15 protein-coding genes and 1 pseudogene are annotated in these 16,819 nt (G+C 32.3%); 14 read left to right on the top strand and 2 right to left on the bottom strand.

What is annotated here, in order from left to right; genetic code table 11:
* The first annotated feature begins 47 nt into the window (after window positions 1–47).
* The 11 genes and pseudogenes from AC6CH4_RS07570 to AC6CH4_RS07520 all read left to right on the top strand — a co-directional run bounded on the left by AC6CH4_RS07570 (window position 48) and on the right by AC6CH4_RS07520 (window position 10,763).
* The gene (locus AC6CH4_RS07570) at window positions 48–2,921 is read left to right on the top strand and encodes a type I restriction endonuclease subunit R (RefSeq protein WP_498101706.1); all 2,874 of its coding nucleotides are present in this window, start codon (window positions 48–50) and stop codon (window positions 2,919–2,921) included.
* 65 nt (window positions 2,922–2,986) lie between these two features.
* Window positions 2,987–3,697 (top strand): exonuclease/endonuclease/phosphatase family protein, encoded by a 711-nt coding sequence (locus tag AC6CH4_RS07565; protein WP_498101704.1) that lies wholly within the window; start codon window positions 2,987–2,989, stop codon window positions 3,695–3,697.
* Window positions 3,698–3,863: 166 nt separating this feature from the next.
* Window positions 3,864–4,712, top strand: a complete 849-nt coding sequence (locus tag AC6CH4_RS07560) for a restriction endonuclease (RefSeq protein WP_498101702.1) — start codon at window positions 3,864–3,866, stop codon at window positions 4,710–4,712.
* Between the two features lie 183 nt (window positions 4,713–4,895).
* A pseudogene (locus AC6CH4_RS07555) lies at window positions 4,896–5,351 on the top strand (JAB domain-containing protein); the annotation flags it as partial.
* A gap of 222 nt (window positions 5,352–5,573) precedes the next feature.
* Window positions 5,574–5,915 carry a helix-turn-helix domain-containing protein gene (locus AC6CH4_RS07550; RefSeq protein ID WP_131425324.1) on the top strand — a complete coding sequence of 114 codons (342 nt, stop codon included), beginning with the start codon at window positions 5,574–5,576 and terminating at the stop codon, window positions 5,913–5,915.
* Complete coding sequence (locus tag AC6CH4_RS07545) at window positions 5,899–6,648, top strand: ImmA/IrrE family metallo-endopeptidase (RefSeq protein WP_498101700.1); 750 nt, start codon at window positions 5,899–5,901, stop codon at window positions 6,646–6,648. The genes AC6CH4_RS07550 and AC6CH4_RS07545 overlap by 17 nt, the downstream gene beginning before the upstream one ends.
* Window positions 6,629–7,168, top strand: coding sequence for a PIN domain-containing protein (locus tag AC6CH4_RS07540; RefSeq protein ID WP_498101698.1), 540 nt, complete (start codon window positions 6,629–6,631; stop codon window positions 7,166–7,168). The genes AC6CH4_RS07545 and AC6CH4_RS07540 overlap by 20 nt, the downstream gene beginning before the upstream one ends.
* A 326-nt stretch (window positions 7,169–7,494) precedes the next feature.
* Window positions 7,495–7,713 carry a hypothetical protein gene (locus AC6CH4_RS07535; RefSeq protein WP_498101696.1) on the top strand — a complete coding sequence of 73 codons (219 nt, stop codon included), beginning with the start codon at window positions 7,495–7,497 and terminating at the stop codon, window positions 7,711–7,713.
* Window positions 7,714–7,877: 164 nt separating this feature from the next.
* The gene (locus tag AC6CH4_RS07530; RefSeq protein WP_498101694.1) at window positions 7,878–8,048 is read left to right on the top strand and encodes a hypothetical protein; all 171 of its coding nucleotides are present in this window, start codon (window positions 7,878–7,880) and stop codon (window positions 8,046–8,048) included.
* A 1,299-nt stretch (window positions 8,049–9,347) separates the two neighbouring features.
* Window positions 9,348–9,728 carry a hypothetical protein gene (locus AC6CH4_RS07525; RefSeq protein WP_498101692.1) on the top strand — a complete coding sequence of 127 codons (381 nt, stop codon included), beginning with the start codon at window positions 9,348–9,350 and terminating at the stop codon, window positions 9,726–9,728.
* Between the two features lie 93 nt (window positions 9,729–9,821).
* A complete protein-coding gene (locus AC6CH4_RS07520; protein WP_498101690.1) occupies window positions 9,822–10,763 on the top strand; it encodes a hypothetical protein in 942 nt (313 codons plus the stop codon).
* A gap of 480 nt (window positions 10,764–11,243) precedes the next feature.
* On the opposite strand, the gene AC6CH4_RS07515 is transcribed toward AC6CH4_RS07520, so the two are convergent.
* On the bottom strand, window positions 11,244–12,134 hold the full coding sequence (locus AC6CH4_RS07515) for a winged helix-turn-helix domain-containing protein (protein WP_498101688.1): 891 nt from the start codon (window positions 12,132–12,134) through the stop codon (window positions 11,244–11,246).
* 102 nt (window positions 12,135–12,236) lie between these two features.
* Here AC6CH4_RS07515 and AC6CH4_RS07510 point away from each other — a divergent pair, with 102 nt between their 5' ends.
* A complete protein-coding gene (locus AC6CH4_RS07510; protein ID WP_498101686.1) occupies window positions 12,237–13,310 on the top strand; it encodes a ligand-binding sensor domain-containing protein in 1,074 nt (357 codons plus the stop codon).
* A gap of 50 nt (window positions 13,311–13,360) precedes the next feature.
* Window positions 13,361–14,011 carry a YceI family protein gene (locus AC6CH4_RS07505; protein ID WP_498101684.1) on the top strand — a complete coding sequence of 217 codons (651 nt, stop codon included), beginning with the start codon at window positions 13,361–13,363 and terminating at the stop codon, window positions 14,009–14,011.
* Between the two features lie 163 nt (window positions 14,012–14,174).
* Here AC6CH4_RS07505 and AC6CH4_RS07500 read toward each other — a convergent pair whose 3' ends face one another.
* Window positions 14,175–15,284 carry a serine hydrolase domain-containing protein gene (locus AC6CH4_RS07500; protein ID WP_498101682.1) on the bottom strand — a complete coding sequence of 370 codons (1,110 nt, stop codon included), beginning with the start codon at window positions 15,282–15,284 and terminating at the stop codon, window positions 14,175–14,177.
* A gap of 297 nt (window positions 15,285–15,581) precedes the next feature.
* Between AC6CH4_RS07500 and AC6CH4_RS07495 the strand changes: the two genes are divergently transcribed.
* Complete coding sequence (locus tag AC6CH4_RS07495; RefSeq protein ID WP_498101680.1) at window positions 15,582–16,778, top strand: outer membrane protein assembly factor BamB family protein; 1,197 nt, start codon at window positions 15,582–15,584, stop codon at window positions 16,776–16,778.
* The last annotated feature ends 41 nt before the right edge of the window (window positions 16,779–16,819 follow it).

Raw genomic sequence — 16,819 nt, 5'->3', positions numbered from 1 at the left:
TTGATATTTTAAAAGATAAACATAACAACTCCTAATTCATAAATATTTTGAGCAAACAGTCTGAACAGATCTTAGAGGAACAACTTATTATCCAATTACAAAAATTAGGTTATAAATATAGGACTATTGCGAATGAAAAAGAGTTGTTGGCAAACTTGAAAACGCAACTTGAAAAGCACAATAACATTCAATTTAGTGATCCTGAATTTGAAAAAGTGCTGAATATTATCAACAAAGGATCAGTATTTGAAAAAGCTAAAATATTACGTGAAACAAAACATCATATTTTAAGAGACAATGGAGATAACCTTTATTTTGAATTTCTGAACGTAGAACATTGGTGCCAAAATGAATACCAGGTGACCAATCAGATTACACAGGAAGGGAAATATGAAAATCGTTATGATGTAACTTTACTAATTAATGGGCTGCCATTAGTCCAGATAGAACTAAAGCGCAGAGGATTGGAAATGAAAGAAGCTTTCAACCAAATAAACCGCTATCAAAAGCATAGTTTTGGAACAGGAAAAGGCTTGTTTCATTTTGTGCAACTATTTATAATAAGCAATGGTGTAAATACAAAGTATTTTAGCAATTTCGGTACACATAAGCAGGAATATCTTCAAACTTTCCATTGGACAGACGAGAACAATAATCCTCTCAACAACATTCTTAATGGTTTTACCGATACTTTCTTAGAGCCTTGTCATATCAGTAAAATGATATGTAAATACATTGTCCTTAATGAAACAGATAAACGCTTAATGGTACTTCGTCCATATCAATATTATGCCGTGGAAAGTATTATAAAAAAAGTAACCGAAAATGAAATATTAAATGGCTACAATGTTGAGAAAAATGGATATATCTGGCATACCACAGGAAGTGGCAAAACCTTAACAAGTTTCAAAGCCAGTCAAATTTTATCAAAAATTACAGCTATCAAAAAGGTAGTTTTTGTAGTAGACAGAAAGGATCTGGACTATCAAACCAACAAGGAATATGATAGCTTTAGCAAAGGCTCAGTCAGTTCAGCAACCAACACAGATGACCTTATCAGGAAATTTAACGATCCGAATGTTAAAATTATTGTTACTACCATTCAAAAGCTCAATAATGCTATTTCGGGTCGGAATTTAGCTAAAATGAAAGCTCTTAAAAACGAAAGAATGGTATTTATCTTTGATGAATGTCATCGTTCACAATTTGGAGATACACATCAAAACATTGTAAGTTATTTTGATAATATTCAATTGTTTGGTTTTACAGGTACACCAATTTTAGCAGAGAATGCCAATGGAGAAAAAACCACATCCAGTTTATTTGGAAAATGTCTTCATAAATATGTAATTACAGATGCTATCAGAGATGAAAATGTTTTGAGATTTTCGATTGAATATATTCAAACTTTCAAGAAAAAAGATAACATAATTGACTTGAAAATTGAAAAAATAAATGAAGCTGAAGTCTTTGAAGCTCCTGAACGTAAAGAAGCAATTGTAGATTACATCATTCAATATCACGAGCAGAAAACTCAATCCAAAAAATTCTGTGCAATGATGTGCGTTCAAGATATTGATGCTATTATTGAGTATTACGAAATTTTTAAACGTAAAAAGTTGAATGGAGAACATAATTTAAAAATAGCAACTATTTTTAGTTATGCTCAAAACGAGGAAGAGATAGAGGATCAATTAGCCAGTCGATTGAATATGGCTGCAGAACCACAAGCAGAGTACGGCTTGAAACCACATCGTAGAGAATTATTGGAAGTCTATGTACAGGATTTTAACGAATTGTTTGGAACGGCAGAAAATATTAAGGATAGCGAAGGCTTTTACAATTATTATAATGCTGTTGCCAGAAAATCAAAACATCCGAAACATGAAACGGATATTTTGTTAGTTGCTAATATGTTTTTAACAGGATATGACAGTAAAAACCTGAATACATTGTATGTTGATAAAAACCTTCAATACCATGGCCTTATTCAAGCATTTAGCCGTACAAATCGTACTTTAGACAAAAACAAGACACAAGGTAATATTGTATGTTTTCGAAATCTGAAAGATAAAACAGACGAAGCAATTGCGCTATTTAGTAATAAAGATGCAATTGATGAAATTATCGTTGAACCTTATGAAGTCTATACAGAAAAATTCAATGAGATAACCGAAAAATTACTAGAAATTGTTCCTCAGGTTAGTGTTGTAGACAATCTATATACTGAAGAAGATAAGCTACAGTTTATTTTAACATTCAGGGCACTTATCCGCTTACACAAAAAAATGAGCCATTATTCCGAATTTACTTGGAATGATTTGGAAATTGAAGAACAGCTATTTGCAGATTACACGAGTAAGTATTTGGATTTAAAAGATAAACTTAGCACTAGCGCTCCAATAGAGAAAACATCTATTTTAAATGACATTGATTTCGAATTGGAGTTGATTAGACGTGATACAATCAACGTTACCTACATTATTCAACTTTTAATTAAGTTCAAACTAAAACACAGTTCAAAAGATAAAGAAAGTATTGAAAAAGAAATCTCAAATTTATTAAACACTGAAGTCTCATTAAGAAGTAAGAGAGAACTGATTGAGAAATTTATTCAAGAAAGCCTGCCTCAAATTGCCGATACCGATCTTATTCCCGAAGAATTTGAAAAATTTTGGAATGAAGAACAAGAAAAAGCACTGCAAGATTTAGTAAAAACGGAAAATCTTTCCGATGAAAAAACTGAAAAATTAATTGAAAATTATCTTTTTACTGAACGAGAACCTTTAAGAAAAGAAATTTTAGACCTTCGCATAGATGGAAGACCCAGCGTTTTAAAATCTAAAGAAGTAGGCGACCGAATATTGAATAAAATTTTAGATTTTGTAGATACTTTTGTTAATGGTATATCTGGACTTTAATTAAGTGTTAGGTTAGGTTACTTTCCTAATATTGTAGAGAAATATAAATAAGATCAATTGATATAATGAAGATCACAACTTGGAATTGTAATATGGCTTTCCGTAAAAAAGCGGAATTTATTCTGAAGGAACAGCCGGACATTCTAATTGTGCCCGAATGCGAAAATCAAGAACGCCTTATATTTGGAATTGCCACAAAACAACCAAATGACATTTTTTGGTACGGCAAAAACCTAAATAAAGGAATTGGAGTTTTCTCATATGGCGACTTTAAAATTAAACTACTCAATATTCATAACCCAGACTTCAAATATGTTTTGCCATTATCTATTTACAATTCAAAAATTAGCTTAACAGTTTTTGCTATATGGTCGCAAAAACCTGCGAAACATGATTGCTATACTGAGCAAGTTTGGAACGCTGTTCATTTTTATAGTAACTTATTAGACGCTGATAATGTAATTCTTATTGGAGATTTTAATAGCAATTCAGCTTGGGACAAACCCAATAGAGTTTACAATCATTCAAACCTTGTAGACTATTTAAAGATTAAAAATATTTTCAGCACTTATCATCATTTTCATAGCCAAACCCAAGGACAGGAAAAAGATAATACGCTATTCATGCACCGAAAAATTGACAGACCATATCATATTGACTTCTGTTTTGCATCTTTAAACCTTATCAATAAATTAGAAAATGTAGAAATTGGAACTTATGAGAAATGGACAAAATATAGTGACCATAAACCAGTAACTGTAACGTTTGGCTTATGAGAGCAGAAAGCCACAAAACTTGTAATAGTTTCTATAATAAATTCGGCAATTAGTTTGATTGTAATTTGATTTTGTATTTGCTATAATTTGGCAAATCCGAATAATGAACTTAGGAAGTTATAATTACTGCACCGCTCAATAATTAATAAACAATTAATTAGACAACATGAAAGGACCAGAATTTTTAAAATATATAGATCCAGTTTTAACAACACTTCAGTCCAACGGAGGTGCTGGAAACTCGTCAGATGTAATCGAACAAGTAATAGACAAATTAGGAATTACAGAAACTGAATTAGAAGAAACTACTTCAAATGGTCAGTCGCGAATTAGAAATCAAATCCAATGGGCAAGATTTTATTTATTTAAAGCTGGATTAATTGATAATGCTCAAAGGGGAATTTGGCGACTAACAAAAGAAGGTTTAGATAAAAAACTAAGCACTAATGATAATGTTTACGATTTATTTAAAAGAGTTCAAGATAGTGTCAAAAAAACACCTTCTTCAAAACCACAAAAAGCTGAACCTAAATTTGAAAACATAACAACTGAAGATGAAGAACATTCAATAGGCTTAATCACCATTATACAAAACCTTACTCCTAGCGGATTTGAAAAACTGTGCAAACGATTATTAACTGAAATCGGAATTAACGAAATAGTTATAACAGGTGGTTCCGGCGATCAAGGGATTGATGGAAAAGGAATCGTAAAACTTAATGATGTTGTTGGTTTAAATATTGTTTTTCAATGTAAGCGTTATAAAGAAACGGTTTCTCCCCACCATGTTCGTGATTTCCGCGGTGCGATGCAAGGACGAGGCGAAAAAGGGCTTATAATAACTACAGGACGTTTTACAAAAGAAGCAAAAGGTGAAGCAAATCGTGATGGAGTTACACCAATTGAATTGATAGATGGTGATAGACTTGTTGAACTTTTTGAAAAATATCAACTTGGTTTAAAGCCAGTTACAGTTTTTGAAATTGACCAAGAATTTTTCAAGAGTTTTAATTAAACAAGTAGGTATTCTTCTAATATCTTATTTAATTTCGTCACAAAGTTAGGGAATCGCTTTCGGGCGCTAGCAAAAAATTCCCCCATAAATACAGCAAAAAATCCTGCTTTATTGCGTTGCTTTTTGCGCTTGCTAAAGTGATTCCCAGTTGATGTTCCATAATTAATTTAAAATATAGAAATTATGGAAACTTTAAATCAAAACTGGCAGACTGTATCTGAAATTGAACTGATCTACAAAACAAAAGTAAAAAACTCTGAAAGACCACAAATCAAATCTTCAAAAGATGTATATAAACTAGTCCTTTCAGCTTGGGACTATAATAAAATAGAATTCTTTGAGCAGTTCAAAGTACTGCTAATGAATCAAGCTCACAAGGCACTTGGAATTTATGAAATCTCTTCTGGAGGAATTGCAGGAACTGTTGTAGATCTTAGACTAATATTCTCAGCAGCACTTAAGGCAAATGCTACATCACTGATGATGATTCACAATCATCCTTCAGGAAACCTCACAGCCTCTGAAGCCGATAAACAGATAACTAGCAAAGTAAAAGAAGCCGGAAAGATTCTTGATATCACATTATTGGATTCATTAATTATAACTACCGAATCCTATTACTCCTTTACCGACGATGGCGCCTACAAGGCGCCATTTCCATTTTTTATAATGTACCAAGTCATACACTGTAAAGATGTCGTACACAAGTGGCATTGTAACCGTAAATCAAAGTTTCATTACAATAAAGTTTTTATTTTTTGTACAATATATCATAATTTATAAAAATTACGTATATTTGTAACAATAAATAACCTACCTAAATAGCAAAAGTTACATAACCTTTTTAAAAAAAATGTACTAATGGAAACAAATACTGGATTAATAATAAAAGGATTAAGAGATAAATATGGATACACACAAGATAAAGTGGCGGAATTTCTAGGTATAAAGAGGGAAATGGTTAGTTTTTATGAAAATGATGAAAGAGAAGTTCCATTAGAAATATTAGAAAAACTATCCGATTTATTTGGTGTCGATCTCGATGTTTTTTTTGTAGATAATGTAGATGAAGCACTTGCCGAAGTTGTTTTTGCATTTAGAAAAAATGATTTAGAAAACAATGATATGGATGCTATGGCAGATTTTGGAAGAATTGTAAAAAACTATTTAAAGATTAATAATTTGCATGGTAACGGTAAATGATAAAATACTTGAGGCAAGAGCCAATAAATTCAGACGTATATGTGGGATCGGAAACGAGAACGCAATAGACTTTGAAAAGCTACTACGTTCTTTGGACGTATTAACATACTTCCGACCGTTAGAGGGTGAATTTTCAGGTATGGCATTAAAAACAAAGAATAGTAAGTTCATGTTAATTAATACCAAAAATTCCCTTGGCAGACAACATTTTACTATTGGTCACGAATTGTATCATCTTTGTATTCAAGAGGGCTTTAGCTTCCAAATGTGTAATGCTGGTAAATTTGACAAAAAAAACCGTGAGGAATATAATGCTGATATATTCAGTTCTTATTTTTTAATGCCCGAAGCTGGTATTATTAAGCAAATACCTGAGGAAGAATTAGCTTGGGGAGGAGAAATTTCACTAGCAACAATAATTAGGTTAGAGCAATATTTTGGAGTATCAAGAACAGCTATGCTTATTCGTCTTGATAAGATAGGCCTGTTACGTGGTGATTATCATGAATATAAGATTAACATTAAAAAGAGCGCTATTGAACATGGGTATTCAACTATACTCTACGACATTCCAGAAGACACAAAACCATATGTAATTGGAAACTATGGTAGCAAAGCAAAAGAATTATTTGACAGAGATAAAATTTCGGAAAGTCATTATCACTCATTGATGTTTGATATTGGAATAGATGTAGATGCTCCAAATATCGACGATGATGGCAAAGAAATCTAATGAAACAAAAATATTGTTGGATTGTGATGTCATTATCCATTTCATCAAAGCAGGTAAACAACTGTTACTTCCGAAAATATTTCCGGAGCAGTTTGTTATACTCGACAAAGTTAAAGCAGAATTAGATAAACATAAGAGCAGCAGAACGTCGATCGAGAATTTTTTAGCGTGGTCTAAGATTCCGATTATTCAAATGCCCCGTAGTGTGGAAATTATAAGAGAATATAGTTTTCTGAAAAAGAGCTTAGGTGACGGCGAGGCTGCCTGTATGGCAGTAGCAAGGAATACCAATGATTATATTGCCAGCAGTAATCTAAAAGATATAAAGCAGTATTGTGATTTACATGGCATTATTTATATGACAACAATGGATATTCTACTAAAAGCCTATACTTCCGGCGTTATGGATGAAGCAGAATGTGATGGCTTTATAAAGGAAGTAAAAGATAAAAAAAGCAAACTTATTTACGACATTGATAGCATTACAGCTTATGAGAAACTTAAAATGACAGGAAAATAAAAATTTAGCTTATAAAAAAAAGAGGCCTTGCAAGCCCCTGTTTTTGAAAAGCAAATTACGTTTTTAGAATAAAATACGAAATTGCATTCTCGCTTTGGTCGGCACAAATGTAACAAAGGATTTCAAATAACACTCTACAAATCCAATATTTTTCCTGTATCTACTCCTAAAAACAATATTATTAATTAAAATCTATTATCGCAATTAAATATTGAGAAGGAAATTTTATATGCAAATTTCACATGTAAAGAAACTAGAAACCAATTGTCCGGAAGGTTCTCTAAGTGCATATTTAGGACATATTATAGAGTTTAAATTCAATACAAATGTTTGATTTAGGAAAACAAAAAATAAACGTTTCCTGCAATTGTGGAAGACGCCATAGTGTTACTTTACAAGACGTAACCAGCAGAAAAAATATTAATTGTGGATGTGGAATTACGATCCAATTAACCGATAATGCAGGTTCAGTTAGAAAAAGCGTTTCTAGTGTTAATAAAAGCATGAATGACCTAGAAAAGATGTTTAAGCGTTTAGGAAAATAAAAAATCCGAAGCATAATGGAATCAGGCTTCGGATCAGTTAAAAATTTTGTTCGAGCAAAAATTTATTCTGCAAATGTAATAGAATTTTATTGCATTAATTAATTCCTTGGGTTTAATTTATGACACCTCAGTATTAAATAGTTCATAATTCCAATTTCAATGCAATGGCAAAAAATGGAAAAGTAGGTGACGGGCATCGTAATGGCGCTGTGACCAATAGAAGTCAGGTTTACAATCCAAAAACTGAACAGTGGGTAAAAATAAACAATACCACAGGAAGATTTATGGATGTAAAGCAAGATGGAACTCCTTTTAAAGGAGTTACTAAAAAATAGTCTGAAATTTTCGGAGGAGAATCAACCAGTTATCAAGACTGGTTGATTTTTTTTATTAATTTATTTTTTGAAAAATCTTTTATATATTTACAAAACATAACAACTTAGATCAGAACAATCTATAAGATATGCACTCAAATACAGCATTTTTGGAAGCTAATACCAAAAATAGCAAGACCTATCTAATTCTCAAAAAAGCAGAATTATCTTTATCAAACAATTGATATGCAGTCTTATAATAGTTCTGCAGGGTATTAAATAACAAATACAAATATACTAAAAGCAGTAATTTAGTGTCTAAGATTTACTATAAAATATTTATAAAAAACCAACGATAACGGTATACCAAAATTAGGTGGTCAATTCTTTCCGAAGTCTTAATTTAAGTATGGATTAATATTCTGTCTTTTCTTAAATCTGTCTTATGCAATTACCTTTAATCGCAATAATTATGTTCCCTTTATAAAATAATAAACAGCATGGTGTACTTAATCTAGATTTGAGCAGGTATAAATAGAATAATAATCTTAAACTATTATTCCATTTAAAATTTTAGATGCGCATACTAAAATACTATAATAATCCTCAAAAAACTGGTTAGATATTTGAATGCTTCCCGCTACTACAAATCAAGGCCACTACGAAGCTATTTATAAGTTATTATAAATCTTTTTTAAGAACAACACAACATTAATAAAGTATTTACTTATTAGCGAGAATAGGACTCTAACCACTTTAACATAATCGAAAAAGTCTGTTAGGACAACAAAACTAATCAGGGAAATTGTTCTAGTACATTATGATTTGAATGAGCAACAGGATTTATTTTAAGGTATCAAAAAACGTCAGAAGGGGTATTAAGTGTTCGATTCCATGCCTTGACACTCTAAACAAAGACAAACAACGCCATAGAATTCAAATGACGTTGTTTTTATATTTCTTAATTTCTAACTAACTCAAAATGTTTTTCAATTTATCCAAAAAAACTAATCGTAGTATTCTGTTTTTCTGTATCATTGCAGGCGAATGTCCTTAATCTCCCAATGTATTTATAACGACAATTTGACCACCTTATTTACAATTTTACAGTTAGTGTAATGAACAAATAATATAAGAGAATGAATTTACGATTTTTTCGCCAACGAGGAAGACAAATTAAATATTCTTGATTTTATTTTTAGCAAAACTGATCTGCAAATTTATGACCTAGGCTCTCCCTATGGAGAGGAGATTTGCCAGTACAAAAACATTAAACAAATTTCATCAAAATTTGATCTTGAAATAGATGAATTTGGAACGATGTTTCAACTATGGTCACCAAGGCATAAAGGGAAGCTCATTTTCAGAAAAGTTGACCTAAACCCAAAACATTGCAATGGACATACGTTTCGTTATTCAACAGATGGATGGGGGCTTATACAATTGTATTTAGGTGGAATAAAAAGCGATGAACTTAGACATTCGCACATAGGACATGTTAGTGAAAAGGGAGCATTAAAACAAGAAGGCTTTCATATCACAAATGGACTTGTTAATTCTTGGGATTGGAAGGAAATTCAAGCAACTTCGAGAAAATTAAAATATGAAATCCATAATAAACTTGCCACAGGAAAAATTGGAAGTTACGGAGTATTACCAGGAGCAAAGCAACTGGAAACAGAAGGAATAAAGCTAAGATAAAAAGAAGTCTCATTAAATTCCTAATGTTAAAACAAAAGAATATTATAAATTAGCAACAAGTGGCGTGAAATTTCTAAAAACAATAACAACTAAATGTATTATAACACAGATGGAATTCTAAGTGAATCACCGAAATTAAATAAATTTTGGTTTCAGAAAAGTTTTGATAGATACATTTATAAAGAGGGAGATATTTCAATTGAACTTGATTTTATTTGTGTGGCATTACAGCATCTATTAGCAGAAAAAATATTTGGAAGTAGACAAGCATACTTTTCATTATTGATGACTACACATACAGGAATTACTTACGGCGGAATTGATTCAGACATCAAAATCTCGAAAGAAGAATTTGAAAAAATGGTTCAAGCGGAAGAAACTAATGAAATTTTCAACAAGTTATTATATTATTTTGACTGTAGAAATTTAATTTCAACACTTCAAAACTCAATACTTGAAACTCAAAATTTAGTTGGGCAATTTTATGAACTATTAAACGAAAATAGTTTTTTACTAAATACAAAACCTATAAATCCAAGTGGACTGCAGTTTGCTGGAGGTTTTACGATTATAAATATTGTCTCAGTGATGAATTACTTATTTGTAAATTTATATAGTCAATTGGACTTTATAACTAAAATTATTTACGAATTTGAAAATCTTGAAAAGGATTTTAGTAAATATCCAAAAATTAAATCAGCTAAAATTTTATACGGCAATAGTAAACATCTAAAAATTAAAAAAGAAGGTACTCTTCTTGAAAATTCCAAAGTAACAAATTTAATCATGACTTTAAGAAATGAAATTGTTCACAATGCTTCTTTAGATAATTTACCGAAAGTCTATCAATCATTTAAAAATGGTATTTTAATCGAAAAATATATTTTGCTCCCTGATACATTAGAAGGAAAACTTAAAACTTATCAAAATAGAAGAAGATTCTTTGACAATGAAAATAAACTTAATGAAATTTTGCCTGACCTAATAATCGAGTTTTGGCAACGCTTACAACAAACTTTACAAAATATAAAATAGTTCTACCGCAAGTATTAGATTGCAAACCGACAGCCCAAGGAAAGACAAACAAAGCCACTGGAATACTCTGGCTTTGTTTCTTTTAATTCTTTTGTTTCTTTGTTGACGACATCTTAAAAACACGCAATAGATTTAGTCTTGAACACATATTTTTTACATGCAGAATTTTTTTTTCATTTTATAGCTTCAAAAAACGTCAAAATAGGAACCAAGTGTTCGACTGTGATCCCTGACAGCCCACCAAAAAACTCCTTAAGAAATTAAGGAGTTTTTTTTTGTTTTATATTTTTCTTAAGTTTTACTGTTGCGGGCACGGATTGCAAATCCGCGCTAACAGGTTATTCGGCACAATCAAAAAAGCAAAGATTTTACTGGAAATGTGAATGACTGGAAAATCGTTTACACAGAAAAGTACGAAACCAAAGAGCTAGCTCATAAAAGGGAATTATAAATTAAATCCTGGAAAAGCAGGATTAAAATTCAAGAGCTAATTTCAAGCCTATATCCCTTGCTGCGTATAACAACAATTTTGATATTTGGATCACATTCTAGTTTTTTTCTAAGTTTTGATATGAACATATCCAGACTACGCCCCACAATAACACCTTCATCTTCCCATATCTCTTTTTGCAGTCGGCTTCTCTCTATTGTTTCGTTGGGAGACAATGCAAAAATGAGCAATACACGGGTTTCTGTTCCAGTCAGGTCTAATGTCTTTTCATTTGTGATCAGTTTACGATTCTTCGCATCAAACAACACCGAGCCCAAAGTGAACATATTAGCATGCTGACTGTCAGGTAAAGCTCTTCGCGACTTAACAGATCTCAAAAAAACAAAACCGACAAATGCTAAAAATGGCAGGCTTCCCAGAAGATATCCGTTCTTTGCTGTAATTATAGCCGTTGGTTTGAATTTAATGTTGATCCTATAACAGGCTTTGGGCTGCTTTCTTCCTTTACAGGCCACAATATCATCTTTCTTATTTTTGGATATTGCGTATCCATAAGCTATACTAGAGTTGTCACAGTTCAGAACATTAACAACATAATCATTGACGAGCGGATCTTTGGCCAACAAACGCTGAGTAGTATTTATCAGGGAGTCGGTTTGAAAAGTAAGCTCATTCTCAAACGTGATTTGGTACTCATTTTCGGCAATCTTTTTTACCGGTAGCACTCTTGAAGTACTGTCGCCAGATTGTAAAAGCAGTTCATGTCCGATCCTGCGGAGTAAAACTTCCCTCCTGGCGATAGCAAAGTCGTCACTGTCCTCCGTATTGAAAGCCACGCAGATTACAGCCATACATAAGAGTAGTATCAACCCAAACAGGTATTTGTGTTTTCCGAACAGGAGATTTCGACTATCAATCATAGTGTCAAGTTTTTATTTACAAAGTTTACATTTTTATTTACAATCCTGATTACTAAGGCCTAAAAATATCAAAGTAATTTCGCTTATATAAATTTTACAAATATGAAAAATAAAAGAAATGTTTTGTACAGCCTGATTATCATACTGTCAGGAGTGGCCAATTTTGCAGTAGAGGCCCAACAAAAAAATGATGCTCAAGTTACCGTTGAAACCAAAGACGCATCCAATTCTCATTTACCCAACGGCATCGTTCGTACCATCAAACAAGATAGAAAAGGTAATATCTGGATTACTTCATGGGAAGGGGTCTTTAAATATGATGGAAAATCTTTTACCAATGTTACCAGTAAAGTAAGTTCTGCCCGGTTCTTTTCTGTTTTAGAAGATAGAAAAGGGAATTTTTGGTTCGCTAGTATTGGCTCAGGTGTTTATTATTACGATGGGAAATCCTTTCAAAATTTCACCAACAAGGATGGACTTGCCAATGATGGGGTCACTAATATTTATGAAGATAAAGCCGGTACTATTTGGTTCGGCACAGGAAACGGAGCAAGCCGTTATGACGGCAAATCCTTTCGGAATTTTAAAATGAAAGAAATGCCGCCTGTTGCTCAGTCTGATTCTGTTCATGTTTCAGTTTATCAACATCCGCTTCCGGACCAGGTTGCCTGGATGCATAATGATATTAATGCTATTGTTGAAGACAAAACAGGAAAACTTTGGTTTGGTACAAGGGGTTATACCTATGTTTATGACGGAAAGAAATTTACTTCTATAACCAATAACGGAAAACCTTTTGCGAATGTTCGTTCTATAATCAAAGATAAAAAAGGCAATATCTGGCTTGGCGGTTATGATGGCCTTTGGCGGTATGACGGCAGTACGTTTACCAATTTTACCCAAGATTTTGTTGGGTATATCTACGAAGATAAAAAAGGTAATATTTGGACCAGCTCAGGAAAGGATGGTAATAACCTAGGCTGGGCACTTTCCCGATACGAAGGAAAGACCTTGTCTGATAAAAAGCCAACGGTAACCACAATAGCCAACAAACCAATGATCTTCGGGATCTTAGGAGATGACAAAGGAAATATTTGGTTTGGTGCTTTAGATGGAGTGTATCGTTATGACGGAAAGACCATCACAAACTTTAAAAATGCAACCAGTCAGCAATAAGGTCTATTACTGATTTAAAAATCATTTATTAATCAATATAATTTCTGAGTATGAACAACAAAATAAAAATCAATTATTTAATTTTAATTATGGCTCCTTTCTTCTTCGGTTGCCGTGGACCTGTAAAAGAAGAAAATAAAAATACTGCACTGGCAAGCTCCTTATCCTTAGCTATTGGGAATGAAAAATATTTAATAGATACCAAGGCAAGTGTTGTGGTATGGAAAGGTTCTAATCTAATTGGGTCAAACAGCCACACTGGGTATGTCTATGTATCAAAAGGAGAACTGATAATTGAAAACGGTCAGCTTATGGGTGGTACAGCTGAAGTCAATATGAATACAATTGAAGATGAAAACCATGAGAGAGATAATGGACTTGTTAATCACTTGAAAGATCCTGATTTTTTTGATGTTAAAAAATTTCCCTTTTCTACAATCGTACTTACCAAGGCTGCGTCAATAAATGGTGAGAACAAGGAAGTTGTTGGCAATCTAACCATTAAAGGTATCACACACCCAGTTACTTTTCCAGCCAAAATGGAAGTTAAGGACGGAATTGTCAAAGTGAATGGCAAGCTGGTCATTGATCGAACAAAATGGAATGTCCGTTATAATTCAGGAAAATTCTATGATCTTTTAGCTGATCAAACCATATCTGATTCCATTGAATTTACTATAAAAATCGTAGCAAAAAAATAAACATATGAATCTATCAAAGTAAATTCAGATTTCGAAAAACGTCAAAATGAAGATATGGTGTTTGCTTGTAGTCCCTGACACTCCACAGAGAAACTCCTTAAGAAATTAAGGGGTTTTTTATGTTCTAAATTTTCTATAGAAAACAGCTAACAAACCAAGAACTCTAATTACTAATATCTGGAATATAAAGCTTTGCTATTTTTTCAATGATTTCTTCCGGATAGCTGCCTGTAAGATTTGTAAAAAGAATGATTGTAAGATTATCTTTTGGGTAAATAATAAAGGCTGCCCGTCCACCGCCTATAGGCGCAACTGCGGAGTGTTTCTGTCGGGTAATTACTGGCCAACCTAAAGCATACGCATTCAAAAGTCCGCCAAAACCATCATAAGATCCATTGTTCAGTTTTACAGGCTCCCAAATAATATCGATATTCTCATTTTTTTTAAGAAGTTTACCCGATTGCAGACCAATTATCCATTTTGCCATTTCTTCAGCTGTGGTAAATGCACCGGCATCGGTTATCATTTTTGATGGAAATTCTTCATAAGTTTCCTTTAATTTAGTTCCCTTTATATTTTCATTCGTTATTTTGTCCTGATGATAATAGCTATACGTAGGACATTTATTTTGAATAACATCATAGGAATTGCCATAGTATATCTCCTTCATACCCACTATATCAAACTGATTTTTGCGAACAAATTTTTCAAATGTTGTGGCACAGCATTTTTCAATAATACGTTGTAAAATATAATAGTTGGTGGCATTATAATTAAACTTTTCTCCAACTTCAGATTGTAAGGGCAATTTTTTGACCATTAACCAGGCTGAATCTTCTCCTTTATTTCCAATAAGACCTTTCTCGTCCTCAATATCTGGAAGTCCGGATGTATGACTCATCAATTGTTTTATTGTTATTCTTTTCCAATTTTCCGGGATAGAGTCTATATACTGGGAAATACGGTCATTAATATTCAGTTTATTTTGCTCTTGTAATTGCATTATAGCAACTGAAGTAAAAACTTTTGAGATAGAATTTATTGAAAAGATGGTATTCGTTTTGACAGGTATTGAAAATGGTACGTTAGCAATTCCAACTGCTTCGGATAATAGAATCTTATTGTCTTTAAGTACGACCAGCTGGCAGCCAGGAATTTTTTTCTCCTCCATTTCTTTTTTGAGGCAGTTAATAATTTCCTTTTTTTTATTTTGAGATAAAACCAAATTGCCGGAAAAAATTACTATCAATAAAATATAAATTTTAATTCTCATTATAATGTTAAGTTTCTCAAAGTTACATATTTATATATTAGTCTAAAATTATTCAATCCGGCAAAATTGTAGATGGATAAAGCTGACAAACTAGCCAGGAATTATTTCAGTAAAAGCTTCTTAAAATCGTATATAAAATGGTTCGTAAACAGGTTCTTAAGAACCTATAACCTCTAAAACTCTATAATAATTTTTCATTATATTTGACCTGAATACTGGTTAGCTTATTAACTTCAAAGTAGTAACTATCAACATACACATTACTTAATCAATTTTTATAAACCCCAAATTTTAAAAATGAAAAACCTACTACCTCTTTTATTTCTATTTACGGTTATAAATATCTTTGGGCAAACGCCAACCCCACCAACGCCTGTCGAAACTAGTAATGTGGCTAATACAATTCCAGCTATTAGTGATGTATTAACTAATAAAGCCATAAGTCCGGTTAAAAAAGTTCCATTAGACGAAGCTTTGATCCTGATTTATGATTATGACGGTACCCTTTTTACATTTGATTTAGAATCTGAAACAATTGCATGGACTGTAAAAGCTACAGACTCACATACTGAAATGTGCGCCAATAAAGTAACACTAATTGATGGAGTTCTATACGTTTCGTTTATTAATGGTGAAATTTTTGCCATCGATAACCAAACCGGTGCTATTTTTTGGAAATCAAGAATAGGGAATAGTACGGATCAGATTGTACTAAAAGATCAGCTTCCTGTCATAAATGATGGAAAACTGTTTATTACTAGTCAAAATGGAAATATTTATGCTCTTAATATAAAAGATGGCGGTTTACTATGGAAGTATAAGCTTGATTCTCCAAATAATGATATTCCGGTTCTCGTTTTTGACAACAAAGTTTTTACCCAAAGCGGGAACAATCTTTATAGTTTTGAAGCCAATACAGGAAAACTTCTTTACCAAAAAGACTTTGGAGAAACGATGCACGGAAAACCTGTAACAGATGGTGAAAATGTATTTATAGCAAATGAAAAAAATGTGCTTTATGCCTTAAGTCCTAATAAACCAGATATTTTATGGCAATTTAAATTAGATGAAAATCAACATAATGTAAAGGAACGCATATTTTGCAAAGACAAAAAAATATATTTGGCAGCACAAGGTCCGGAAGTTTCTTCTGTATACGCTGTTGATTCAAAAACAGGAACTCAGCTTTGGAAAACTGACTTTAAAGATGACACTATCGAATACATCATTGAGGAAAGTGACAATATTTGGGGATATACCCGTAAAGCAAAACTTTTTCAATTAGACATAACGAATGGTGAAATAGCAGCAGAAACAAAATTAACAACTCAGCCTATTTCAAATTTTGAATTCCCGGTTGATGAGTCCCTATTTTATTATTCAGATGCTGCTTTAATTCAATTTGACTTAAAAACAAAGGACGAAAATGAAGTCTATCTGCGAACCTCTATTAAGGACAATGCTTATAGCGCCTATTTAAAAATAATCAGATAAAAAAAGAATCCGTCTCAAACCGACACGGATTCTTTTTTTTA

It is taken from the genome of Flavobacterium sp. GQ95 (genome assembly GCF_059758655.1).
Note: the sequence above shows the minus strand (reverse complement) of the source record. Positions and strands in the feature narration are given on the sequence as shown.